Source organism: Streptomyces sp. NPDC023157 (assembly GCF_055560575.1).
On sequence record NZ_JBVHIL010000004.1, the window covers coordinates 280,704 to 303,111 of the forward strand.

Annotated in this window: 18 protein-coding genes; 8 read left to right on the top strand and 10 right to left on the bottom strand. The window is 73.4% G+C overall.

The window, feature by feature from the left end; all coding sequences use genetic code 11:
* The first annotated feature begins 23 nt into the window (after nt 1–23).
* Complete coding sequence (locus ACZ3ZE_RS16245; protein WP_467259496.1) at nt 24–1,616, top strand: DUF5691 domain-containing protein; 1,593 nt, start codon at nt 24–26, stop codon at nt 1,614–1,616.
* 136 nt (nt 1,617–1,752) lie between these two features.
* Here ACZ3ZE_RS16245 and ACZ3ZE_RS16250 read toward each other — a convergent pair whose 3' ends face one another.
* Nucleotides 1,753–2,160, bottom strand: a complete 408-nt coding sequence (locus ACZ3ZE_RS16250) for a cobalamin B12-binding domain-containing protein (RefSeq protein WP_046911951.1) — start codon at nt 2,158–2,160, stop codon at nt 1,753–1,755.
* A 224-nt stretch (nt 2,161–2,384) separates the two neighbouring features.
* On the opposite strand from ACZ3ZE_RS16250, the gene ACZ3ZE_RS16255 reads away from it, so the two are divergent.
* Together ACZ3ZE_RS16255 and ACZ3ZE_RS16260 are read left to right on the top strand one after the other, a co-directional pair.
* Entirely contained in the window at nt 2,385–3,206 is an 822-nt protein-coding gene (locus tag ACZ3ZE_RS16255) for an esterase/lipase family protein (RefSeq protein ID WP_467259499.1), read from the top strand.
* A gap of 193 nt (nt 3,207–3,399) precedes the next feature.
* A complete protein-coding gene (locus tag ACZ3ZE_RS16260) occupies nt 3,400–4,986 on the top strand; it encodes a M23 family metallopeptidase (RefSeq protein ID WP_467259501.1) in 1,587 nt (528 codons plus the stop codon).
* Between the two features lie 80 nt (nt 4,987–5,066).
* On the opposite strand, the gene pcrA is transcribed toward ACZ3ZE_RS16260, so the two are convergent.
* Nucleotides 5,067–7,517, bottom strand: a complete 2,451-nt coding sequence (gene pcrA / locus ACZ3ZE_RS16265; protein ID WP_361166236.1) for a DNA helicase PcrA — start codon at nt 7,515–7,517, stop codon at nt 5,067–5,069.
* 324 nt (nt 7,518–7,841) lie between these two features.
* On the opposite strand from pcrA, the gene ACZ3ZE_RS16270 reads away from it, so the two are divergent.
* The gene (locus tag ACZ3ZE_RS16270) at nt 7,842–8,993 is read left to right on the top strand and encodes a C40 family peptidase (protein WP_363292302.1); all 1,152 of its coding nucleotides are present in this window, start codon (nt 7,842–7,844) and stop codon (nt 8,991–8,993) included.
* Between the two features lie 25 nt (nt 8,994–9,018).
* Here the strand turns inward: ACZ3ZE_RS16270 and ACZ3ZE_RS16275 are convergent, their stop codons facing one another.
* Nucleotides 9,019–9,372: a hypothetical protein gene (locus tag ACZ3ZE_RS16275; RefSeq protein ID WP_361166230.1), complete on the bottom strand. Its 354-nt coding sequence runs from the start codon at nt 9,370–9,372 to the stop codon at nt 9,019–9,021.
* Nucleotides 9,373–9,712: 340 nt separating this feature from the next.
* On the opposite strand from ACZ3ZE_RS16275, the gene ACZ3ZE_RS16280 reads away from it, so the two are divergent.
* Complete coding sequence (locus tag ACZ3ZE_RS16280; RefSeq protein ID WP_361166227.1) at nt 9,713–10,795, top strand: C40 family peptidase; 1,083 nt, start codon at nt 9,713–9,715, stop codon at nt 10,793–10,795.
* A 10-nt stretch (nt 10,796–10,805) separates the two neighbouring features.
* On the opposite strand, the gene ACZ3ZE_RS16285 is transcribed toward ACZ3ZE_RS16280, so the two are convergent.
* Together ACZ3ZE_RS16285 and ACZ3ZE_RS16290 are read right to left on the bottom strand one after the other, a co-directional pair.
* Nucleotides 10,806–11,513: a LuxR C-terminal-related transcriptional regulator gene (locus ACZ3ZE_RS16285; RefSeq protein ID WP_467259504.1), complete on the bottom strand. Its 708-nt coding sequence runs from the start codon at nt 11,511–11,513 to the stop codon at nt 10,806–10,808.
* Nucleotides 11,510–12,778 carry a PspC domain-containing protein gene (locus tag ACZ3ZE_RS16290; RefSeq protein ID WP_361166221.1) on the bottom strand — a complete coding sequence of 423 codons (1,269 nt, stop codon included), beginning with the start codon at nt 12,776–12,778 and terminating at the stop codon, nt 11,510–11,512. Before ACZ3ZE_RS16290 ends, ACZ3ZE_RS16285 begins: the two co-directional genes overlap by 4 nt.
* A gap of 167 nt (nt 12,779–12,945) precedes the next feature.
* On the opposite strand from ACZ3ZE_RS16290, the gene ACZ3ZE_RS16295 reads away from it, so the two are divergent.
* Entirely contained in the window at nt 12,946–14,400 is a 1,455-nt protein-coding gene (locus ACZ3ZE_RS16295) for a PspC domain-containing protein (protein ID WP_467259507.1), read from the top strand.
* Complete coding sequence (locus ACZ3ZE_RS16300; RefSeq protein WP_467259510.1) at nt 14,387–14,647, top strand: hypothetical protein; 261 nt, start codon at nt 14,387–14,389, stop codon at nt 14,645–14,647. Before ACZ3ZE_RS16295 ends, ACZ3ZE_RS16300 begins: the two co-directional genes overlap by 14 nt.
* Here ACZ3ZE_RS16300 and ACZ3ZE_RS16305 read toward each other — a convergent pair.
* The 4 genes from ACZ3ZE_RS16305 to guaA form a co-directional block, all read right to left on the bottom strand.
* Nucleotides 14,557–15,051, bottom strand: a complete 495-nt coding sequence (locus tag ACZ3ZE_RS16305; protein WP_361166212.1) for a DoxX family protein — start codon at nt 15,049–15,051, stop codon at nt 14,557–14,559. The two genes, ACZ3ZE_RS16300 and ACZ3ZE_RS16305, sit on opposite strands and share 91 nt — an antisense overlap.
* A gap of 191 nt (nt 15,052–15,242) precedes the next feature.
* Nucleotides 15,243–16,487, bottom strand: a complete 1,245-nt coding sequence (locus tag ACZ3ZE_RS16310; RefSeq protein WP_467259512.1) for a hypothetical protein — start codon at nt 16,485–16,487, stop codon at nt 15,243–15,245.
* Nucleotides 16,488–16,626: 139 nt separating this feature from the next.
* Complete coding sequence (locus tag ACZ3ZE_RS16315; protein WP_361166209.1) at nt 16,627–17,415, bottom strand: class II aldolase/adducin family protein; 789 nt, start codon at nt 17,413–17,415, stop codon at nt 16,627–16,629.
* A 157-nt stretch (nt 17,416–17,572) separates the two neighbouring features.
* Complete coding sequence (gene guaA / locus ACZ3ZE_RS16320) at nt 17,573–19,165, bottom strand: glutamine-hydrolyzing GMP synthase (protein ID WP_361166206.1); 1,593 nt, start codon at nt 19,163–19,165, stop codon at nt 17,573–17,575.
* A gap of 324 nt (nt 19,166–19,489) precedes the next feature.
* Here guaA and ACZ3ZE_RS16325 point away from each other — a divergent pair, with 324 nt between their 5' ends.
* Nucleotides 19,490–19,861: a chorismate mutase gene (locus ACZ3ZE_RS16325; RefSeq protein WP_467259514.1), complete on the top strand. Its 372-nt coding sequence runs from the start codon at nt 19,490–19,492 to the stop codon at nt 19,859–19,861.
* A gap of 647 nt (nt 19,862–20,508) precedes the next feature.
* On the opposite strand, the gene ACZ3ZE_RS16330 is transcribed toward ACZ3ZE_RS16325, so the two are convergent.
* Entirely contained in the window at nt 20,509–22,332 is a 1,824-nt protein-coding gene (locus ACZ3ZE_RS16330; protein WP_361166200.1) for a GMC family oxidoreductase, read from the bottom strand.
* Nucleotides 22,333–22,408: the final 76 nt, after the last annotated feature.

A 22,408-nucleotide genomic window follows, 5' to 3' on the forward strand; every position in this document is an offset into this window, starting at 1 on the left:
GGAACCCACTTCTGGAGGAGGCCATGGTGGCCAAGGACGCCTGGGAAGAGCTCGTCACGTCGGCGCTGCTGGGCACCGACCGCAGACCGCACGGGGGTGCCTCCGGGGACGCGGCGCCCGTCGCGCTGCTCGGCGCCGCCGCCGTGCACACCGTACGGCGCCGGGCGGGGCTGCGGCCCGGTCCCGCCGCGCCGCCGCTGGAGGCGGCGCCGGAGGACGGGCGCAGACCGCTGCCCGAGGCGGCCCGGCGCCGGCTGGCCCGGCTGCTCGCGGGCCGGGCGGCGCCCGCGCCCTCCGGGGGGCGGCGCGGGGCGGCGCCCGATCTGACGGAGCTGCTGCCGCAGTGGCTGGCCGCCGCGCACGAGCGGGGGTACCGCGCCCCGGCGGCGGCCCTGCCGGCGCTGCTCGACGCCGCCCGCGCCCGGACCGATCTGCGGCCCCAGGCGCTGGCCTTCGCCGGGCCCCGGGGGCTGTGGCTGGCCCGGCTCAACCCGGAGTGGAAGTTCGCGCTGCGCGGTGCGGGCGGCGGCGGCGCGCTGCCCGACCCGGGGGACACGGGGGCCGTGTCGGCCCTGTGGGAGGAGGGCCTGTTCGCGGAGCGGGTGGCGCTGCTGACCGCGGTGCGGGCGCGGGACGCGGCGGCGGGCCGCGCGCTGCTGGCCTCGACGTGGGGGGCCGAGCGGGCGGAGGACCGGCTGATGTTCCTGGACTCGCTGCGCGCGGGCCTGTCCGGGGCGGACGAGGAGTTCCTGGAGGCGGCGCTCGGCGACCGCAGCCGCAATGTGCGCACGACGGCCGCCGAGCTGCTGTCGGCCCTGCCGGGGTCGGCGCTGGCCGCGCGGATGGCGGTGCGGGCCGCGTCGTGCGTCTCCCTGGACCGTACGCGGGGGGCGGCGACGGTCGTCGTGGAGGCGCCGCACGAGTGCGACGCGGGCATGCAGCACGACGGGGTGACGGCCACGCCGCCGACGGGCCGCGGCGAGCGTTCCTGGTGGCTCGGCCAGCTCGTCGAGGCCGCGCCGCTGGACTGCTGGCCGGCCCGGTTCGGGGGGCGGCGGCCCGAGGAGATCGTGGCGCTGCCGGTCGCCGACGACTGGCAGGGCGAGCTGCACGCGGCCTGGTGCCGGGCGGCGGTGCGGCAGCGGGACGCGGACTGGTCGCGGGCCCTCCTGGGCGCCCCGGCGGCCCCGCAGGCCACCGGTCCGGGCACGTCCTCGCTCGCGGAGCGGGCCAAGCTGCTGTCGACGCTCCCGGAGGAGGAGCGGGCCCACTGGGTGGCCTCGTTCATAGCGGCGCACGGCCTGTCGGAGGCGTTCCAGCTGCTCGGGGTGTGCACGGTGCCGTGGTCGGGGGCGCTGGGCCGGGCGGTGGTCGACGCCCTGGACATCGCCCGGGACGCCGGCAGCTACCCGTGGAGCTTCAGCGGCGTGATGGGCCTGGCCGAGCGCTGCCTCTCCCCGGAGACCGTGCCGCAGCTCGCCGCCCTGACCACCCTCCCCGCCGAGACGGAGGACGCCTCCCCGGGCGCCGGCGGCTACTGGTCGGAGGCCTTCCAGCGGCTCGTGGCGACGCTGGAGCTGCGGGCGGCGATGCACGCGGAGCTGGCGGAGGCGTGACGGCGTGACACGGACGCGGTAACGGGGGCGGGAAGCGGTGGAGGCATGAAAGGAGCGGGCGGCGCGTCCCACGCGCCGCCCGCCCCGGGCCCTCGGGTCCTCGGTTCCGTCGGTTCCGTCGGTTCCGTCGGCGGTGTTACGCCGCCACGCGGACGTTCGCGTTGACCCACTCCACGATGGAGCCGGTCGTCGCGCCCGGGGTGAAGATCTCGGCCACGCCCTTCTCCTTCAGCGGCGCGATGTCCGCCTCGGGGATGATGCCGCCGCCGAAGACCTTGATGTCCTCCGCGTCGCGCTCCTTCAGCAGCTCCAGCACCTTCACGAACAGCGTGTTGTGCGCGCCCGAGAGGATGGAGAGGCCGATCGCGTCGGCGTCCTCCTGGATCGCGGTGTCCACGATCTGCTCGGGCGTCTGGTGGAGCCCGGTGTAGATGACCTCCATGCCGGCGTCGCGCAGCGCCCGCGCGATCACCTTGGCCCCGCGATCGTGGCCGTCGAGACCCGGCTTGGCCACCACCACTCGAATCGGACCGGTCACACCCATCAGTGCCTCCACATGCGACCCCCGCGCCTGGCCGCGGGAAAGTGAACGAACGTTATCGCCAGCATCCCGCAAGCGGCCGTTTCGCGGTGGACAGCGAGGGGGAAATCACACGTGGGACATCGTTCGCCCCGCGGAGGAGTCGCCACGGGGTCGCCGTATCACCGCGCCGCCAGCCGCACGGCACGGAGGTGCGGCGCACCTTCGTCCCGGGACGGAGGCCGACGATGGAGTTCACCCCGACCGACGTCGCCGACCGCGTGAAGGCCGCCGCCCTGGAGCTGGCGGTCCTCGCCGGACATCTGGTCCTCTACCCCTCCGGGCTGGTCGCCGAACGTCACCCGCGCCGCGCGGCCGCCACCGGGCCCGCCGAGGGCCCCGGGAGCGCCGAGGGAGCCGCAACCAGCCGCCCGGTCGTGCTGCTGCACGGTTTCGTCGACAACCGCTCGGTCTTCGTCCTGCTCCGCCGGGCCCTGGCCCGGCACGGCCGTGACTGTGTCGAGTCGCTCAACTACTCCCCGCTGACCGGCGACCTGCGGACCGCCGCGGAGCTGCTCGGGCGCCGGGTGGCGGAGATCCAGGCCCGGACCGGCCACACGGAGGTCGACCTCGTGGGCCACAGCCTGGGCGGTCTGATCGCCCGCTATTACGTACAGCGGCTCGGCGGTGACGCCCGGGTGCGCACGCTGGTCATGCTGGGCACCCCGCACTCCGGCACCACCTTCGTGCCGCTGGCCGACGCGCACCCGCTGGTGCGCCAGATGCGGCCGGGTTCGGAGGTGCTGCGCGAGCTGGCCGGGCCCGCGCCGGGCGTCCGTACCCGCTTCGTGAGCTTCTGGAGCGAGCTGGACCAGGTGATGGTGCCGGTCGAGACGGCCCGCCTCGACCATCCGGACCTGATCGTGCACAACGTGCGGGTGAGCGGAATCGGCCATCTCGCGCTGCCGGTGCACCCGACGGTCGCGGCCGGCATCCTCGACGCGCTGGACGACGACGGCCCGGCCGCCGGGGCCGCGGGCGCCGCGCCCGGGGCGAGCTCCGTGGCCTGACGGACGCCCGCCGAACCCCACCCTTCGAACGCTTCTCGAACACAGGGCCAAAGCTCTCTCCGCTACCCGCCGAAAGACGGCCGATTGCCCGTTTCCTGGCGGCTCGAAACCCGCGGAAGATTGTCGGGCGCGCATACCGCCGGGTACAGTCACGCCACTGCTTGACCCCCCTGCTGCCGAGGCGAGAGAGAAGTTGGTGAACGACCAGCACCCCCACGCCGGGTACGTCACGGACGCCACCCAGACCACCGGGAGCTTCACCGTCGACCCCCTGTTCGGCGCCTACGACGCCGGTTACGCAGCAGGTCACAGCGCAGGTCAGAGCACGTACGGCGAGTACGCCGAGTACAGCGGCCACACCAGCCACGCAGGTCACACCGAGTACACCGGGCACACCGATTACGCCGGGCAGCCCGAGTACACCGCGCACCCCGACCCGAACGGGTACGGCGGCTACGCCGGTCACACCGACCAGGGCGGCCACACCGACCCGAGCGGCCACTCCGGCCAGTGGGACACCGGCTCCTGCGGCTCGTACACCACCACCGGCCAGTGGGACGCCACCGCCTGGACCGAGGCCCAGCAGACCGGCCCGTACGAGGCCGCGGCCTTCGCCTCGTACGACACCACCGGGCAGTGGACGACGCCCGGGTTCGAGACCGGCGCCTATGGCATGGCCGCCATGACCGACACGGCCGCGGCGACCGCCTGGAACCAGGCCGAGACGCCCGAGCCGGTCGTCCCCCAGCAGTACACGCCGGGCCCCGAGCACACCGCCGAGTTCGACTTCGACGCGTACCCCGCGTACTCCGAGACCGTGCAGGTCGCCGCGTACGACCTCGGTCACGAGGCCGACGCGGACGTGGACGCGGAGGCGGAGGCGGAGACCGGGGTGGAGCCGGAGCCGGAGTTCCACGCCTTCCACGACGCCGAGACGATGATCGGCCTCGAAGTCCTCCCCGAGGGCGCCGCCGACGAGCTTCCGCCCGTCGCCGCCCGCCCCGCGCGCCGCTCCTCCGGCGGCGGCAGCCGCGGCCGGCGCCGTACGCCCGCCAAGCGGTCCGCGCTCCTCACGGTCGCCGTCCCGTCCGCCTGCGTGATGGGCGTCGCCGGCATCGCCGCCGCCTCGGTCGGCGGGCTCACCGACCCGGGCGCGGACACGAAGGACGACACGACGTCCCTCGCCGCCGCCGACCCGGCCTCCGTCAAGCAGGTCGCCGCCAACAGCAAGCTGGACACCCAGCTCGCCGCGCTCAGCGCCGACGCCCGCGACTTCGGCGACCGCGCCAGCCGCACCCAGGAGCGCATCGACCTGCGGCTGCGCCAGGAGACGGAGAAGAAGAAGCGCGAGGAGGAGGCGGCCCGCAAGGAGGCCCTGCGGCCGAAGTTCCTGCTCCCGGTCAAGCTGCACCAGCTCAGCGCCCGCTTCGGCCAGTCCGGCGTCAACTGGATGTCCGTGCACACGGGCATCGACTTCCCGGTGCAGTACGGCACTCCGGTGATGGCCGCGACCGACGGCACCGTGCGCACCCAGTGGAACAGCGCCTACGGCAACATGGCGATCGTGACCATGGAGGACGGCACGGAGACCTGGTACTGCCACCTCAGCAGCACCAAGATCCGCTCCGGCAAGGTCAAGGCCGGCGAGGTCATCGCGTACTCCGGCAACTCCGGCAACTCCACCGGCCCGCACCTCCACTTCGAGGTCCGGCCGAACGGCGGCGTGGCGATCGACCCGCTGCCCTGGCTGCTCAGCCGCGGTCTCGACCCGACCAGCTGACACCACCCGCGTACGCGTAAGAGAAAGGGCCCCCGCCGACATCCGGCCGGGGCCCTTCTCGCTGGGCCGAGGTGTCCGCCCTACAGCTTCTCGACCGGCGCGTACCGCAGCAGGAGCCGCTTCGGCTTCTCGTCGCCGAAGTCGATCGTCGCCTGGGCGTCCGCGCCCACGCCCGTCACCGCCATGACCGTGCCCAGGCCGAACTGGTCGTGGGTGACCCGGTCGCCGACCTGGAGCGAGATCACCGGCTTGTCGCTCGTCCGCCGGGTGGCGAAGCCCGAGGGGCCGGAGCGGGAGCGCGAGGAGGACAGCGAGGAGGTGATCCCCGAGGTCGGCCCGGCGGGCTTGGCCATCGGGCCGGTCCGCTTCCACTCCAGATACGTGGCGGGGATCTCCTCCAGGAAGCGCGAGGCCGGGTTGTACGAGGGCTGGCCCCAGGCGCTGCGCATCGAGGAGCGGGTGAGGTAGAGCCGCTCGCGGGCGCGGGTGATGCCCACGTAGGCGAGGCGGCGCTCCTCCTCCAGCTCCTTGGTCTGGCCGAGCGCGCGCATGTGCGGGAAGACGCCGTCCTCCATGCCGGTGAGGAACACCACCGGGAACTCCAGGCCCTTGGCGGTGTGCAGGGTCATCAGGGTGATGACCCCGGAGCCGTCCTCGTCCTCGTCGGGGATCTGGTCGGAGTCGGCGACGAGGGCGACCTTCTCCAGGAACTCGGCGAGGGTGGCGGGCTCTTCACCGCGCTCCTGCTCGAACTCCAGGGCCACCGCCGCGAGTTCCTGAAGGTTCTCGATGCGGGTCTCGTCCTGCGGGTCGGTGGAGGCCTGGAGCTCCGCCAGGTACCCCGTCCGCTCCAGGACGGCTTCCAGGACGACGGCCGGGCCGGCGCCCGACTCGGCGATGGTGCGCAGCTCCTCCATGAGCGTGTTGAAGCGCTTGACGGCGTTGGAGGAGCGGGCCGCCATCCCGTACGCCTCGTCGACGCGCTTCAGCGCCTGCGGGAAGGTGATCTTCTCGCGCAGGGAGAGGGCGTCGATCATCGCCTCGGCGCGCTCGCCGATGCCCCGCTTGGGGACGTTGAGGATGCGGCGCAGCGGCACGGTGTCCTCGGGGTTGGCGAGGACGCGCAGGTAGGCGAGGACGTCACGGACCTCCTTGCGCTCGTAGAAGCGCACGCCGCCGACGACCTTGTAGGGCAGTCCGACGCGGATGAAGATCTCTTCGAAGACGCGGGACTGGGCGTTGGTGCGGTAGAAGACGGCGACGTCGCCGGCCTTGGCCGCGCCGGTGTCCGTGAGCCGGTCGATCTCGTCGGCGACGAACTGCGCCTCGTCGTGCTCGGTGTCCGCGACGTAGCCGGTGATCTGCGCGCCGGCGCCCGCGTTGGTCCACAGGTTCTTCGGGCGGCGGGACTCGTTGCGCTCGATGACCGCGTTGGCGGCGGAGAGGATCGTCTGGGTGGAGCGGTAGTTCTGCTCCAGCAGGATCGTGGTGGCGTCCGGGTAGTCCTCCTCGAACTGGAGGATGTTGCGGATGGTCGCGCCGCGGAAGGCGTAGATCGACTGGTCGGCGTCGCCGACCACGCACAGCTCGGCCGGGCCGAGGTCCTCGTACCCGGTGCCGACGAGCTCGCGGACCAGGGTGTACTGGGCGTGGTTGGTGTCCTGGTACTCGTCGACGAGGACGTGACGGAAGCGGCGGCGGTAGTGCTCGGCGACGTCCGGGAAGGCCTGGAGCAGGTGGACCGTCGTCATGATGATGTCGTCGAAGTCCAGCGCGTTGGCCTCGCGCAGCCGGGACTGGTACATCCGGTACGCCTCGGCGAGCGTCTTCTCAAAGCCGTCCGCGGCCTGGTCGGCGAAGGTCTCCTCGTCGATCAGCTCGTTCTTCAGGTTGGAGATCTTGGCGCTGAAGGACTTCGGCGGGAACTTCTTCGGGTCGAGGTCCAGGTCGCGGCAGACCAGCGCCATCAGGCGCTTGGAGTCGGCGGCGTCGTAGATCGAGAAGGACGAGGTGAAGCCCAGCTTCTTCGACTCGCGGCGCAGGATCCGCACGCACGCGCTGTGGAAGGTCATGACCCACATGGCGTTGGCGCGCGGGCCGACGAGCTGCTCGACCCGCTCCTTCATCTCACCGGCGGCCTTGTTGGTGAAGGTGATCGCCAGTATCTGCCCGGGGTGGACGTGCCGGGTGCCCAGGAGGTGGGCGATGCGGTGGGTGAGCACCCGGGTCTTGCCGGAGCCGGCGCCCGCGACGATGAGCAGCGGGGTGTCCGTGTGCACGACGGCGGCGCGCTGCTGCTCGTTGAGCCCGTCCAGGAGCGCGGCGGCGTCCACGACGGGCCGGTGGGCACCGTCGCGGTAGTACGCGTCCCGCTCGGGCGGGGGCGTGTCCCAGTCCTCCCCGAAGAGGGCGTGCGGGACCTCCTCCGCGGCCGGGGCACCGGGCTCGTGGTCCTCGGGCGGGGGCGGGGGCTCCTCCGAGGAGTGGTTCTGGAGGCCGGCCAGGAAGCTGTCGTCAAAGAGGCTGCTCATCGCCTCCCGAGTCTAGGACGCCGGACCGACAGTCCGCCGCCACCTCCGGAAGTGACCGGGAAAGCGCGGAGGGTGAGCGTCCCGGCCGGCCGGGCACCAGGTCACGGAAATGTATCGGGCATATCGAACACCGGCCTTCCCAGCCGCCCCACGGCTCGCTAGCGTGCACGCCCAAGCAGCCCGTCCCCCGCTCTCCCCACCGTCGGCGAACCGCGCCGAGCGGGCGGCCCACGCCGAACGCCGGCGCCCCCCGGCCCCCGGCCACCCCCGGCCCCCCGGTCACGCCCCACGGCCGTCGGTGCCCCTCGGCGTCCACGGAAGGAGATGCCGGTCTTGGCGTCCCACCGCAAGCCGCGCACCACCCGCCCCCACTCCCCCGCCGTCGGCGTCACGACGGCCGCCCTCGCCTCCGTCACCCTGCTGTCCGCGCAGAGCGCCCTGGCCGCCCCGGGCCCGCCCGCCGCGCCGGCGGAGCCCCGGCCGACGGTCGAGGAGGTCCGCGCGAAGGTCGACCGGCTGTACCAGGAGGCCGGCACGGCCACCCAGGAGTACGACCGCGCCAAGGAGGCCACCGACCGCAAGCGGCACGAGGTCGGCCGGCTCCTCGACGACGTGGCCCGCCGCACGGAGACGATCAACGTCTCGCGCCGCGCCCTCGGCTCGTACGCGGCGGCCCAGTACCGCGCGGGCGCCGTCGGCCCGACCGCCACCCTGATCTTCGCGGACAGCCCGCAGGACTACTTCGACCAGTCGCACCTCATGGACCGCCTCTCGGACCGGCAGCGCACCGCGATCGCCGCGTACGAAACGCAGCGCGCCGCCGCGGCCGGGCAGCGGGCACGGGCGACCCGGAGCCTGACGGAGCTGACCGCCTCGCAGACGGCGCTGCGGACCAGCAGGCGCGCGGTACAGGGCAAGCTGGCGGAGGCGCGGACGCTGCTCGCGCGGCTGACGGCCGAGGAGAAGGCCCGGCTGGCGGAGCTGGAGCGCAAGCGGGAGGCCGAGGCGCGCCGCAAGGCGGAGGAACGGGCCAAGGCGGAGGCTGCCGAGCGACGGCGCCGGGCCGCGACGAAGCCGGCCCCGACGACACCCGCACCCCCGCCGCCGCCGTCGGGCTCCTCGTACGCGGCCAAGGCCGAGCAGGCGCTGGCGTTCGCCCGCGCCCAGATCGGCAAGCCGTACGTCTGGGGGGCGACGGGCCCGAGCTCGTACGACTGCTCCGGCCTGACCCAGGCCGCCTGGCGCGCGGCCGGCGTCGACCTGCCCCGGACCACCTGGGACCAGGTGAAGGTCGGCACCCGCGTGTCCACGACGGACCTGCTCCCCGGCGACCTCGTCTTCTTCTACGACGACATCAGCCACGTGGGGATCTACATCGGCGGCGGGAAGATGATCCACGCGCCGAAGCCGGGCGCGTACGTGCGCGAGGAGTCGATCTACTACATGCCGATCTACGGCTCGGTGCGCCCGGTCTGACGGGGCATCCGGGACCGCCTCCGGATCAGACCCAGAGGGTCGCGATGAAGATGTTCGCCATGGTGAGGCCGCCGACGGCGCCGAAGACGGCCTTGTCGACCTTCTCCTCGTCGCGCTTCACGTAGACCAGGCCGAGGATCACCACGAGGATCGCCAGCTTGATGCCGACCTTGAGGTTGTTGACCGTGTGGTCGTCGGCCTGGTTGAGCCCGACGAGGGCGACGCCGGTGACGAGCATCGTCAGGGCGCCGTGCAGCATCGCCGGCACGAAGCGGGCGGTGCCCGTGCCCATCGCCTTCATCTGGGTGAGGAAGCCGCCGAGGAGGCTGGCGATCCCGATGATGTGCAGGGCGACGAAGACATTGATGAGGGCGTCCATGAGGCGGAGCCTAACCGGGCCATAGCACCGGCCTCCGGCCGGGTCCACCTTGTCCCGGGCTTCGGTCAGCAGGCGCCGCGAGCGCCGCCCGACCCCTTCCCAGGGCGAACGGGAACGGTCGGAAAGCATCAACTGATGCCAATAGCGGTCAACTCCCCGCAGCCGTACGGCGGCCAGGTTTAGCGTCCTGCCCCAGGTGGCCGGCTCCCCACCTCCGCCACCGCGGCGGCTGCCGGTCGCCCCCGCCGAGAAAGACCGGCGGCGGTCCGTCCCCCTGTGCGGACCGTCGCCGGCCCCGGCGGGCAGCGTCCCCCACAGGGAGAGGATGTGACCCGCCCTCGTGGCAGCGCACCGCAAGCCCAAGCAGTCCCCCCTCGGCGGCCAGGCGGCCCGCACGGCCGTCACGCTGGCCCTCGCCTCCGCGGCGACCGCGACCGTCTTCGAGGGGTCCGGGCACGCCGCGCCGCGGCCCACCCCCGCGCAGGTCACGTCCGAGGTCGACCGGCTCTACGAGCAGGCCGAGGCCGCCACCGAGAAGTACAACGGGGCGAAGGAAAAGGCGGGCCGGGCACGCGCGGCCTTCGACCGGCTGCGCGACGAGGCGGCCCGCAGGACCGAGCGGCTGAACCGGTACCGGGACGCGCTGGGCGCCGTCGCCGCCGCGCAGTACCGCTCCGGCGGGCTCGACCCCGCCCTCCAGCTCGCCCTCACCTCCGACCCCGACCAGTACCTGGAGCGGGCCTCGCTGGCCGAGAAGGCCGGGAACCGGCAGGCCGCCGCCGTCACCGCCGTACGGCGTGAGCTCGGGGCCGTACAGAGGCTGCGCGGCGAGTCCGAGGCCCGGCTGCGGGAGCTGCGGACGCAGGAGGCGGAGCTGCGGCGCCAGAAGGCGACCGTGCAGGGGAAGCTGAACGCCGCGCGGACGCTGCTCGCCCGGCTCACCGCCGAGGAACGGGCCCGTTACGAGGCGGCCGTCGCCGCCGGCGGGCACGGCGACGGGGCCTCCGGCGGCTCCGCGACGATGGCCAGGGCCGACCGCTCCTCGGCGATCCGCGGGCCGATCACGGCACCCGACGCGCGCGCGGTCGAGGCCATCGCCTTCGCCCAGGCCCAGCTGGGCAAGCCCTACGTCTGGGGAGCGACCGGGCCCTCCGCCTACGACTGCTCCGGGCTCACCCAGGCGGCCTGGCGCGCGGCCGGGGTCTCGCTGCCGCGCACCACCTACACCCAGATCAACGCCGGCCGCCGGGTCTCCCGCTCCGAGCTGGCCCCGGGCGACCTGGTCTTCTTCTACTCCGGGATCAGCCATGTCGGGCTCTACATCGGCGGCGGGCAGATGATCCACGCCCCCCGGCCGGGCGCCCCGGTCCGGATCGCCCCCATCGACGAGATGCCGTTCGCGGGCGCGACCCGGGTGGGATGACCGTCAGGCCCTAGACCAGCCGGCGGGCGGTCGCCCAGCGGGTCAGCTCGTGCCGGTTGGAGAGCTGCAGTTTGCGCAGCACCGCCGAGACGTGGGACTCGACCGTCTTCACCGAGATGAAGAGCTGCTTCGCGATCTCCTTGTACGCGTAGCCGCGGGCGATCAGCCGCAGCACCTCGCGCTCCCGCTGGGTCAGCCGGTCCAGGTCCTCGTCGACCGGCGGCGCGTCCGTCGAGGCGAAGGCGTCGAGGACGAAGCCCGCGAGGCGCGGGGAGAAGACGGCGTCGCCCTCCTGGACCCGGAAGATCGAGTCGACCAGGTCGGTGCCGGTGATCGTCTTGGTGACATAGCCGCGGGCGCCGCCCCGGATGACCCCGATGACGTCCTCGGCCGCGTCGGAGACCGACAGCGCCAGGAAGCGCACCGGGTCCTCGGCCGCCGCCATCAGGCTGGCGCAGCGGCGCAGCACCTCGACCCCGCCGCCGCCCGGCAGGTGCACGTCGAGCAGGACGACCTCGGGGCGGGTGGCGGTGATCACCGTCACCGCCTGGTCGACGTCCGCGGCCTCGCCGACCACCTCGACGCCCGTCACGTCGGTCCGGCCGATCTCGGCCTGCACCCCCGTGCGGAACATCCGGTGGTCGTCGACGAGCACGACCCGCACCCGGCGCTCCGTGCCCTCCGCCACCCCGCTCCCGGTCCCGGTCCCGTCGCTCATCCGTCCGCCCTCTCCATCTCGAGCTCCACTTCGGTGCCCCCGCCCGGCACGGACCTCAGCCGCGCCGATCCGCCGTTGCGCTGCATCCGGCCGATGATCGATTCTCGTACGCCCATGCGGTCGTCGGGGACCGCGTCCAGGTCGAAGCCCGGGCCGCGGTCCTTCACCGAGACGAAGACCGTCCGGCCCTCCACCTCCGCGAAGACCTGCACCGCCCCGCCCTCGCCACCGTACTTGGCGGCGTTGACCATCGCCTCGCGCGCGGCCTGCATCTGCGCGCCCAGTTTCTCGTCGAGCGGGCAGTCGCCGACGACCACGACCTCCAGCGGCACGCCGTGCTTGTCCTCGACCTCGGCCGCGGCCCGCTTGACCGCCTCCGCGACGGTGGCCGGCTCCTCGTCCTCCTCCTTGCCGGTGCCCTCCGGCTTGTACAGCCAGTTGCGCAGCTCCCGCTCCTGGGCACGGGCCAGCCGGCGGACCTCGCCGGGGTCCTCGGCGTTGCGCTGGATCAGGGTCAGGGTGTGCAGGACGGAGTCGTGGACGTGGGCCGCGACCTCGGCGCGCTCCTGGGCGCGGATGCGCAGCGTGCGCTCCTCGCTGAGGTCCTGCGACATGCGCACCAGCCAGGGCCCGGCGAGCAGCGCGATGCCGGTGAGGACCGCGACGGCGGCGGTGAGCGCCGTGCCGAGCTGGGCGACGGAGCCGCGGACCACGAGGAAGACCGTGAGGCCCGTGCCGACGAGCGCGACGCCGACGAGCCCGCGGACGAGCTGGAGGACGCGTCTGCGGTGGCCGGTGTCGGTCCAGCTGGCGCGGCGGGCGTTGTCCGCCTGCCGCCAGACGAGGACGACTCCGATCCCGATCAGCAGCGAGGGCCACACATAGCGCCCGGCCTGCTTGTCGACGTTGATGCTGCCGACGAACGCGGAGATGCCGACCGCCAGCGCGATCAGCGCGAAGACCTGGCCCTTGTCGGGCTTGCGGAGGCGTCTGCGGCCGTCCGCGGTGGTCTCGAAGACGGACCGGGGCGCGGCCCGGCCGCCGACCCCGAGCGGGACGACGATCCAGAACACCGCGTACAGCAGCGCGCCCAGACCGTCCGTGAGGAGCAGGACCACGAAGAACGCGCGGACCCAGATCACCGGCAGCCCGAGATGACCGGCGAGACCGCGCGCGACACCGCCGAGCCACCGGCCGTCGGCGCTCCGGTAGAGCCTGCGGACGGGCGGTTCGTCGGTCTCTGCGACACGGGCGGCTGCGGACATGCACTGATCGTCACACGCCGGGCCCACCCGGGACATCAGGGTCCGCCCGGATATCGGCCCCGGAACCGTCTCGGGGTCGGAGCAGGTTCCAGGGCCGGCGGAAGATCAGGGTCAAGGCAGGGTCGGTCCCGGTGCCGCCGGGCGTCACGGGCGGTCACCATGGACCCATGACGCGTTCGATGCCTTCGCCCCCCGAGGCCCCGCCGCCGGCCGAGGCCGCCCCGCCCCTGCGCAGGTCGCGCGGGCACAAGGTCGTGGCCGGCGTGTGCGGCGGTCTCGGCCGGCACTTCGACCTCGACCCGGTGATCTTCCGGGTCGTGCTCGGCGTGCTCGCGGTGACCGGCGGCGTCGGACTGCTCTTCTACGGCTTCGCGTGGCTGCTGGTCCCGCTCGCGGGCGAGGAGGAGAGCGAGGGGCGCCGGCTGCTGACCGGCCGGGTGTCCGGCTCCTCGCTGACGGCGGTGCTGACGGCCCTGGTGGGCTGCGGCATCTTCCTGTCGATGCTGCACAACAGCGGGACGCTGGCGTTCGCGCTGGTCCTGACGGTCGCGGTGAGCGGGGCGGCGGTGTGGTCGCAGCGGCGCCCCTCGGTCGCCGCGACCGCCGAGGAGGGCGGCCGGATAGACGCGGCCGCCGCGCTCGCGGTCGCCGAGGCGCCGCCCGAGACGAAGGCCCCGCCACTGGTGGAGTTCCCGTCCTGGTGGCGCGACCCGATCGTCAAGGACGGCTCGACCGGCAAGGTCGCCATCGGCTACATGTGGGGGCCGCACAGCGCCCTCGACGAGGACGGCACGACCGGCGGCGCGGGGCCGACGCCCGGCAGCCCGTGGGGTCCGCCGCCCGCCGCGCCCGAACGGCCCACGCCCTCCACGCGGGTGCGGACGGGTCCGCCGTCCATCGGCGGTCTGGTGTTCCTGCTCGCCCTGGTGGCGGGCGGGCTCGGCACGGGGCTCTCGTGGCAGGGGCATCCGCTGGGCACCAGCCTCCAGATCGGTCTGGTCGCCGCGCTCGCGGTGTTCGGTCTCGGCCTGGTCGTCAGCAGCCTGATCGGCAGGACCGGCTTCGGCACGGTGTTCCTCACGCTCGTGACGGCGGGCCTGCTCGCGGCGGCCTCCTCGCTGCCGAAGGAGATCTCGACCGAGTGGATCCGCGAGACCTGGCGCCCGGCGAGCGTCGCGGCCGTGCAGCCGCGCTACGAGCTGGGCCTCGGCGTCGGCACGCTGGACCTGTCGGGCCTGGCCGTCCCCGCCGGGACGACGGTGGTGACGCAGGGCGAGGTCGGCGCGGGACAGCTGAAGGTGATCGTCCCGAGGAACGTGACGCTGAAGGTGCGGGCCCAGGCGGGCCTCGGCGACCTCCAGCTGCCGGACCAGGGGGCGGCCACGGCGCCCCCGGCGCCGTCCACGGCCCCCGCCTCCCCCGCGCCGCCGGCGTCCCACCAGCCGGTCCGGCCCCCGGCGCCCCCGTCCCCGCAGCCTTCGCGGGACGACATCGACATCGCCCCGGACCTCGACGAGACCCGGACGTTCCCCCCGTCGCCGGGCGTCACCCCGGGCGGCACCATCGACCTCTTCCTGAAGGTCGGGCTCGGACAGGTGGAGGTCATCCGTGCTGGTTCATGAGTTCCGCCCCGGCCGCCTGGTCCTGGGCCTCGCCGCGCTCGCCCTCGCGGCGCTCTACGCGGGCGACGCGGCCGGCCACTGGTCGGTCCCCTGGTACGTGGTGTTCCCGGTGCTCGGCGGCGCCCTCGTGGTCGCCGCGCTCACGACCTGGATCGCCTACGGGATACGCCGGCGCTCGGAGAGCAGGGCGTCGAGCGAGAGCACGGAGGCCCCGGCGAGCAGCAGCGGAAGCCAGGACATCAGATAGGCGAGGTCGTTGCCGAGGTAGTACGGGTTCACCTGCCAGCTCACGGTCAGCCAGAGGCTCAGCGAGATCAGCGCCCCGCCGAGCGCGGCGACCCGGGCGTACAGGCCGAACAGGGTCCCGAGGCCGACCAGCAGCTCGCCGAGCGCGATGGCGTAGCCGAAGCCGACGGGGCTCTTGAGGGCCAGGTCGACGAGGGCCGGCAGGGCGGAGGTGTCCCGGACGCCCCGCATGACCTCGCCGATCGAGCCGGGGCCGGTGTCGGCGAGGAAGCCGGAGGTGGTCAGTTTGTCGAGGCCGGCGTAGATGAAGGTGATGCCGAGGAAGATCCGCAGCGGCACGAGCGCGTAACGGGCGGCGAGCGCCTTCCAGGCGCCGTCCCCGCCGCCCCCGCCGTATCCGCGCAAGCCGCCGAGGCCACCGGTCCGACCGGAGCCGCCCGGCCCCGTCGTTCCCGGTCCCGTTCCCGATCCCGTTCCCGTTCCGTCGTCCGCCCGTCCCGTCATCTCCGGCCGCCTCTCCACGCCCCACGCCACTGTCCGCACCACAAGGTCCGAGGAACGATTCTCCCCGGATTCCCTGTGCGCGGGCAGGGGGCTCAGTCGACGACGTCGATCGTGACCCGGTTGGTCTCGACCCCGGCGGCCGTCACGACCGACACCTCGACCCGGCCCGGCTCGACGTCGACGGGGAGGGGCACGGTCAGGGCGGTGTCGGTCGGGTTGGCGAAGCCGCCGGGGACCGGGACGAGCGGGACGTGGGCGTGGACCGGGCCGATCCGGACGACCAGCCGGGTCAGCGGCTCGGGTCCCGCCGCCCCGGGCGGGACGAAGCCGGAGCCGCGGATCTCGATGTCGTCGCCGGTCCGGATCGGGGCGTCCAGGTCGCCCGCCTCGCGGGCCCGGACCACCGAGAAGACCTTGGGCCGGCCGCCCTCCGCGCACTTGCCGGCGAGGTAGACCGCGGCGGAGACGGCGAGGAGGAGGACCAGGGCCCAGGGCAGTTCGGGCAGCCGGTCGGGGGTGCGGCCGAGCCGGACGGCGGCGAGGAGGAGCACGGCGCCGGAGACCAGGACGTACTGGACGTCGGTGAGGCAGGCGTGGCCGTCGTCGTCGCAGAGCAGGTCGGCGGGGCGCGGCCGGTCGGCGCGCACCTTCTGCAGGCGCCGGGCCGCGACCCGCAGGGAGACGATCAGCCGGGCGGTGACGGTGACGCCGGAGACGAGGGCGAAGACGGTGAGCAGCCCGGCGCCGCGCCGGAGGCCGAGGTCCACCCCGGGGGCCCCGACGGCCAGCAGGAGGGAGAGCTGGAGCACGGCGAAGAGGCAGAGGAGGAGCCAGCCGGCGGCGACGGTGCGGGAGGTGGAGAAGCGCCGGTCCTCGCCGACGAGCGGGGCGAGGACACCGCCCCGGTCGCGGTGCAGCCCGGCCGCCGCGGTGAGGGCGAGGGCGGGCAGGACGGCGGCCCCGAGCGCGGCCGTGCGGGTCCCGGTCCAGCCCGCGCCGACGGCGGTGAGGGCCTGGCCGAGGAGCAGGGCGAGCACGGCGCCCCACACGACGCCGAGGGTGGCGCGGCGCACCCGGCCGAGCCGGGCCGCGCCCGCCTCCCGGCCGCGCGCGGTGACGGTGACGGTACGGGCGGACTGGGCGAGTTCGTCGGAGACCCACTGGCGGGAGGCGACCGGCGAGTGGGCGAGGGCGGCCGGCACGCCGTGGCCCGTGGCGAGTTCGTCGCGCCGGGCGAGGAAGGCGGCGACGGCACGCCGGTGCCCGGAGCCCTCGCAGTGCGGACAGCCGCCGCCGTCCGTATCGGCCCCGCACTGTCTCGCCTCTTGCACCGCCACGGCGCCGCCCACTTCCCGGTCCTCGTCAACTCGTAGTTGATTCTTGGGAATTGTGCCGCACCGACCGTGCGCCCGGAGGGCTGTGCACACCCCGCGCGGGAGTGATTGAAGAGTCATCACATTGACGTAAGGACGCCTTCTACGACAGGAGTTCGGGCTCCGTGCGGCTGATCCGGCGCCAGAGCGGCTGGTAGTTGATCCAGGCCACCAGGTCACTGCCGAGCTGTTCGCGGGTGGCGACGGCGTCCCGGTGGTCGATCAGGACCGGTTTGCCCGCCGCCCGCGCGGCCAGCTGGACCTGGGCGCAGCGCTCCATGGCGATGAACCACCAGGCCGCCGCGTCGACCGTGGAACCGACGGTGAGCAGCCCGTGGTTGCGCAGCACCATCCCCTTGAAGGGGCCCAGGGCGACCGCGACCCGGCGGCCCTCCTCGGGGTCGACGGTGACGCCGGTGTAGGCGTCGTAGAGGACGTGGTCCTGGTAGAAGGCGCAGGCCTCCTGGGTGATCGGGTCGATCAGCTCGCCGAGCGCGGCGAGCGCCCGCCCGTGCACGGAGTGGGTGTGGGCGACGGCGACGACGTCGGGCCGGGCCCGGTGGACCTCGGCGTGCGTGGTGAACGCGGCCTGGTTGACGTGGTGGGCACCGTGGACCACCCGCCCGTCGCCGTCGACCAGGATCAGGTCGCTCGCGGTGAGTTCGGCGAAGGGGGCGCCGAAGGGGTTCACCCAGAAGCAGTCGGGGTGCTCCGGGTCGCGGGCGGTGATGTGCCCGGAGACCCCCTCCTCGTACCCGAGCCGCCCGAAGACCCGGAGCGCGGCGGCGAGTCGCTGCTTGCGGTGGGCGCGCTCCTCGGCGGCCGTCGCGTGGACGGGCGGCATGGCGAAATGGAGCTGCTCGACGGGGACGGGCACCGGTATCTGGGTCATGCGCCGGAAGGTAACGCCCGCTCCCACAAGTCACCAGAGCCCGTACGGGCCAAAGCGAAACCGCCGCCCCCTGACGTACGGGGACGGCGGTCTCACACGCTCACGCGCGGGGCGGCGGGGAGGAGTCGCTCCTCGCCCGCTCACAGACGGGGAGGGGTCACTCCCACTCGATGGTGCCCGGCGGCTTGCTGGTCACGTCGAGGACGACGCGGTTGACGTCGGCGACCTCGTTGGTGATCCGGGTCGAGATGCGGGCGAGCACCTCGTAGGGCAGGCGCGACCAGTCCGCGGTCATGGCGTCCTCGGAGGAGACCGGACGCAGCACGATCGGGTGGCCGTAGGTGCGGCCGTCGCCCTGGACGCCCACGGAGCGGACGTCGGCGAGCAGCACGACCGGGCACTGCCAGATCTCGCGGTCGAGACCGGCGGCCGTCAGCTCCTCGCGGGCGATGGCGTCGGCGTCGCGCAGCAGGTCCAGGCGCTCCTTGGTGACCTCGCCGACGATGCGGATGCCGAGGCCGGGGCCGGGGAACGGCTGGCGCTGGACGATCTCCTCCGGCAGGCCGAGTTCCTGGCCGACCATCCGGACCTCGTCCTTGAACAGCTGGCGCAGCGGCTCGACGAGCTCGAACTCGATGTCGTCGGGGAGGCCGCCCACGTTGTGGTGGGACTTGATGTTGGCCGTGCCGGTGCCGCCGCCGGACTCGACGATGTCCGGGTAGAGCGTGCCCTGGACGAGGAAGGCGACCTCGGGGCCCTCCTCCTGGAGGATCTCCAGCTGGGCCTGCTCGAAGACGCGGATGAACTCGCGGCCGATGATCTTCCGCTTGGTCTCCGGGTCGGAGACGCCGGCGAGCGCGTCGAGGAAGCGCTCCTGCGCGTCGACGACGACCAGGTTGGCGCCGGTGGCGGCCACGAAGTCCTTCTCGACCTGCTCGGTCTCGCCCTTGCGCATCAGGCCGTGGTCGACGTACACGCAGGTGAGCTGCGAGCCGATGGCCTTCTGCACGAGCGCGGCGGCCACGGCGGAGTCGACGCCGCCGGACAGGCCGCAGATGGCGCGCTTGGTGCCGACCTGGGCGCGGATGGCCGCGACCTGCTCCTCGATGACGTTGCCGGTGGTCCAGCTGGGCTCGATGCCGGCGCCGCGGTAGAGGAAGTGCTCCAGGATCTGCTGGCCGTGCGTGGAGTGCAGCACCTCGGGGTGGTACTGGACGCCGTACAGCTTCTTCTCGTCGTTCTCGAAGGCGGCGACGGGCACCACGTCGGTGGACGCGGTGACGCTGAAGCCCTCGGGGGCGGCGGAGCAGGCGTCGCCGTGCGACATCCACACCGACTGCTCGACCGGGGTGCCCTCGAAGAGGGTCGAGCCGGCCTTGGAGACGTGCAGCGGCGTACGGCCGTACTCGCGGGCGCCCGTGTTGTCGACGGTGCCACCGAGGGTGGTCGCCATCAGCTGGAAGCCGTAGCACATGCCGAAGACGGGGACGCCGGCCTCGAAGAGGGCGCGGTCGAGGCGCGGGGCGTTCTCGGCGTACACCGAGGAGGGGCCGCCGGAGAGGATGATCGCCTTCGGGTTCTTGGCCAGCATCTCGGCCACCGGCATGGTGGACGGGACGATCTCGCTGTAGACCCGGGCCTCGCGGACGCGGCGGGCGATGAGCTGGGCGTACTGGGCGCCGAAGTCGACAACGAGGACTACGTCCGGGTTGGTGACGTCGGGCGCGGCAGCGGTGGTCGCTGATGACACTACGGCGGCCTTCCGGCGGTAGGAGCGGTTCCCCCGAAGGGGGGCTATTTGTCGATTCTACCGGCGAGCCGCGGCCGGTTTTCGTCTCACCATCCGAACCCGGATTGCTCCGCGGCACCCAAAGGGGTCCATACTGTCCGCATGCGCAAGCTCATGACCTACGTCTTTACCTATGGCAACCGGCCCACCGGCTGCCATGGTCGTGCTGCTTGAGCAACTGACAAGCGACTTCCCAGGCGCCCCGGGCCGACAAGGCCCGGGGCGTCTGTCGTTTCCGGGCCGTAGCGCCCGAGGGCCTCCCCGACACCACGCAGGAGCCCCGCCATGACCGCCATGACCGCTGTGACCCAGACCGCCGTCACCCAGTCCGCCGCCACGCAGACCCCGCTGACCCCCCAGACCCCCCAGACCCCGCTGACCCCGACCGAGAAGACCGGTGCCCGCACCGACGAGGCGGCCGCGCTGATCGGCGACGCCCGGGAGCGCATCGACACGCTCGACGACCGGATCATCGGTCTGATCCAGGAACGGGTGGCCGTCTCGGCCCTGATCCAGGAGGCCCGGATCTCCTCCGGCGGGCGCCGGGTGAACCTGGCCCGCGAGATGGAGGTCCTCGCCCACTACCGCGACGCGCTGGGCAAGCCGGGCACCACGCTCGCGATGACGATGCTGGAGCTGTGCCGCGGCCGCATCTGACCGGCGGGTTAGCGCTTGGGGGCCGCCCGGGACGCCCGCCCGGGACACCCGCCCCCGGACCGCGTCCCCGGACGCGGGGGTGCACCCCCGCACCCGAGTTCGGTCGCGGCCTCACCCGTACGGCGCGTGACCGGGCCGGGCGCCGCTTCGTTGGGCGTGTTGTCCGTGCCAGCCAGGGGCGGGCCCGAACAAGACCACGCGTGGCTTCGCTGGGGCGTGTGACGTACCTCTGGTGCGTCGTGGGACCTCGCACCAGCGCATGTGACCGGACGGCAGGGGACAGCAGTCCGGTCACCCAGAAAGGGCGGTCGGTCCCGGGGACGCCCGGGGCCGACCGCAACCGGCCGACCGACCCGAGACCCCCCACCGTCCCCTCCCCCCCACGCCCTCCGCTTTCCTCCTCCGCGGCGCACTCCACTCCCCCGGCGCCGCGTTCCCCAGGGGCCCCGCGACCGCGACCGGAATCGCCACGCGGGGCCCCTGCGCTGTCCGGCCCGGGATAAGTGACGCGCGTCACATAAAGATCTCGTGAGAACGCTACAACCAATCCCCCAGGTCACCGGTCATCTATGCAGCACCACCCAGAAGCTGGAGGGGCGCTGCACTCGGAGGGGGGTGCAGCGCCCCTTCGCTTATCTGGAACGGCCTCAGGCCTTCTTCGGCGGCACCGCCGGCATCCCCAGGAACGGGAGCCTGAGCGCGCCGAAGGCCTCCGCCGGGACCGCCGGGGACTTGGGCTCGACGGCGGCCAGCCGTACGTACGCCTCCCCCTGGCGCGGCCGCGGGTCCTCCTCGCCCTTGTTCGGCCAGAACGACATGGCCCGCTCCGCCTGCGCCGTGATCGTCAGCGACGGGTTGACGCCGAGGTTGGCGGAGACGGCCGCGCCGTCGACGACGGAGATGCCCGGGTGCCCGTAGAGGCGGTGGTACGGGTCGATGACGCCCGACTCCGCGTCCGCGCCGATCGGGCAGCCGCCCAGGAAGTGCGCGGTGAGCGGGGTGCCCATCAGTTCGCCGATGTTGGAGCCGGCGAAGCCGTTGATCTCCTCGGCCATCAGGGCGGCGGCCCGGGTGGCCGCCTCGATCTGCGTCGGGTTGGGCGCGCCGTGACCCTGCCGGGCGGTGAGCAGGCCCTTGCCGAGGCCGCCGGGCTTGCGGAAGGTGGTGAGCGAGTTGTCCAGGGACTGCATGACCAGGCCGATGATGGTCCGCTCCGACCAGCGCCGGTTGGAGAGCGAGCGCAGGGCCAGCGCGGGGTGCTTGACCAGCTCGCCGAGCCAGTTGCGGACCCGGTGCGCGCCGTAGGGCACCTGGAGGACGGTGAGGCCGCCCATGGAGTTGGAGCCCTTGCCGTAGCGGACCGGCTCGATGTGGGTGTTCTCGTCCGGGTGGATCGAGGAGGTGATCGCGACGCCCTGGGTGAAGTCGACCCGGTCCTTGCCGTGCCGCTTGCGGTAGCGGCGGTCGGTGGTCTGCGAGCCGACCAGCGCCTCCGAGTTGGTCCGGGTGAGCTCGCCGAGCCGGTTCGTGATCCGGGGCAGCAGACCGGTGTCCTTCATGCGGTGCAGCAGGGTCTGGGTGCCGTACGTGCCGGCCGCGACGACCACCCGGCGGGCGGTGAAGGTGCGGCCCGCGCCCTTCTTCCGGTTGTCGGTCGGCAGGGTCTTCACGGCGTAGCCGCCGCGCGAGTCCTCGGTGAGGGCGACGACGGAGGTCATCGGGTGGACGACCGCGCCGGCCTTCTCGGCGAGGTAGAGGTAGTTCTCGTTGAGGGTGTTCTTGGCGCCGTGACGGCAGCCGGTCATGCACTCGCCGCACTCGGTGCAGGCCTTGCGGGAGGGGCCCGCGCCGCCGAAGTACGGGTCGGCGACCTCGCCGCCGGGCTTCGCCTTCGTCTGCTCCGCGCCCGACGCGTCCTTGCCGTCCCCGAAGAAGACCCCGACCGGGGCCATGTGGAAGGTGTCGCCGATGCCCATGGCCTGGGCGGTGGCCTTGAGGTGCACGTCGGACGGGGTCATCGTCGGGTTGAGCCGGACGCCCAGCATCCGCTTGGCCTGGTCGTAGTACGGCGTGAGCTCGTCCCGCCAGTCGGTGATGTCCTTCCACTGCGGGTCCTCGAAGAACGGCGCGAGCGGCTCGTAGAGGGTGTTGGCGTAGTTGAGGGAGCCGCCGCCGACGCCCGCGCCCGCGAGCACCATGACGTTGCCGAGCAGGTGGATGCGCTGGATGCCGTACAGGCCGAGCGAGGGGGCCCACAGGAAGTTCTTCAGGTCCCAGGAGTTCTTCGGCAGGGTCGCCCGGGTGAAGCGGCGGCCGGCCTCCAGGACGCCGACCCGGTAGCCCTTCTCGGTCAGGCGCAGGGCGGTGACCGACCCGCCGAAACCGGAGCCGACGACGATGACGTCGTAGTCGTACGCGTCGTCGGACGAGCCGTCCTCGGCCTGATTCTGGGCAGGGGGTACCGCGGTCATGGCTCTCCTCGTACGAAAGGGGACGTCGAAAGGACGGAGAAGGGACGAAGACGGGACGGAGACGGGACGGCGAACG

What these genes read in the sequence shown, in the direction of transcription:
- ACZ3ZE_RS16245 (WP_467259496.1), top strand. Translation starts at nt 24, where the DNA reads ATGGTGGCCAAGGACGCCTGGGAAGAGCTCGTCACGTCGGCGCTGCTG.
- ACZ3ZE_RS16250 (WP_046911951.1), bottom strand. Translation starts at nt 2,160, where the DNA reads ATGGGTGTGACCGGTCCGATTCGAGTGGTGGTGGCCAAGCCGGGTCTC.
- ACZ3ZE_RS16255 (WP_467259499.1), top strand. Translation starts at nt 2,385, where the DNA reads ATGGAGTTCACCCCGACCGACGTCGCCGACCGCGTGAAGGCCGCCGCC.
- pcrA (WP_361166236.1), bottom strand. Translation starts at nt 7,517, where the DNA reads ATGAGCAGCCTCTTTGACGACAGCTTCCTGGCCGGCCTCCAGAACCAC.
- ACZ3ZE_RS16270 (WP_363292302.1), top strand. Translation starts at nt 7,842, where the DNA reads ATGCCGGTCTTGGCGTCCCACCGCAAGCCGCGCACCACCCGCCCCCAC.
- ACZ3ZE_RS16275 (WP_361166230.1), bottom strand. Translation starts at nt 9,372, where the DNA reads ATGGACGCCCTCATCAATGTCTTCGTCGCCCTGCACATCATCGGGATC.
- ACZ3ZE_RS16285 (WP_467259504.1), bottom strand. Translation starts at nt 11,513, where the DNA reads ATGAGCGACGGGACCGGGACCGGGAGCGGGGTGGCGGAGGGCACGGAG.
- ACZ3ZE_RS16290 (WP_361166221.1), bottom strand. Translation starts at nt 12,778, where the DNA reads ATGTCCGCAGCCGCCCGTGTCGCAGAGACCGACGAACCGCCCGTCCGC.
- ACZ3ZE_RS16295 (WP_467259507.1), top strand. Translation starts at nt 12,946, where the DNA reads ATGACGCGTTCGATGCCTTCGCCCCCCGAGGCCCCGCCGCCGGCCGAG.
- ACZ3ZE_RS16315 (WP_361166209.1), bottom strand. Translation starts at nt 17,415, where the DNA reads ATGACCCAGATACCGGTGCCCGTCCCCGTCGAGCAGCTCCATTTCGCC.
- ACZ3ZE_RS16325 (WP_467259514.1), top strand. Translation starts at nt 19,490, where the DNA reads ATGACCGCCATGACCGCTGTGACCCAGACCGCCGTCACCCAGTCCGCC.
- ACZ3ZE_RS16330 (WP_361166200.1), bottom strand. Translation starts at nt 22,332, where the DNA reads ATGACCGCGGTACCCCCTGCCCAGAATCAGGCCGAGGACGGCTCGTCC.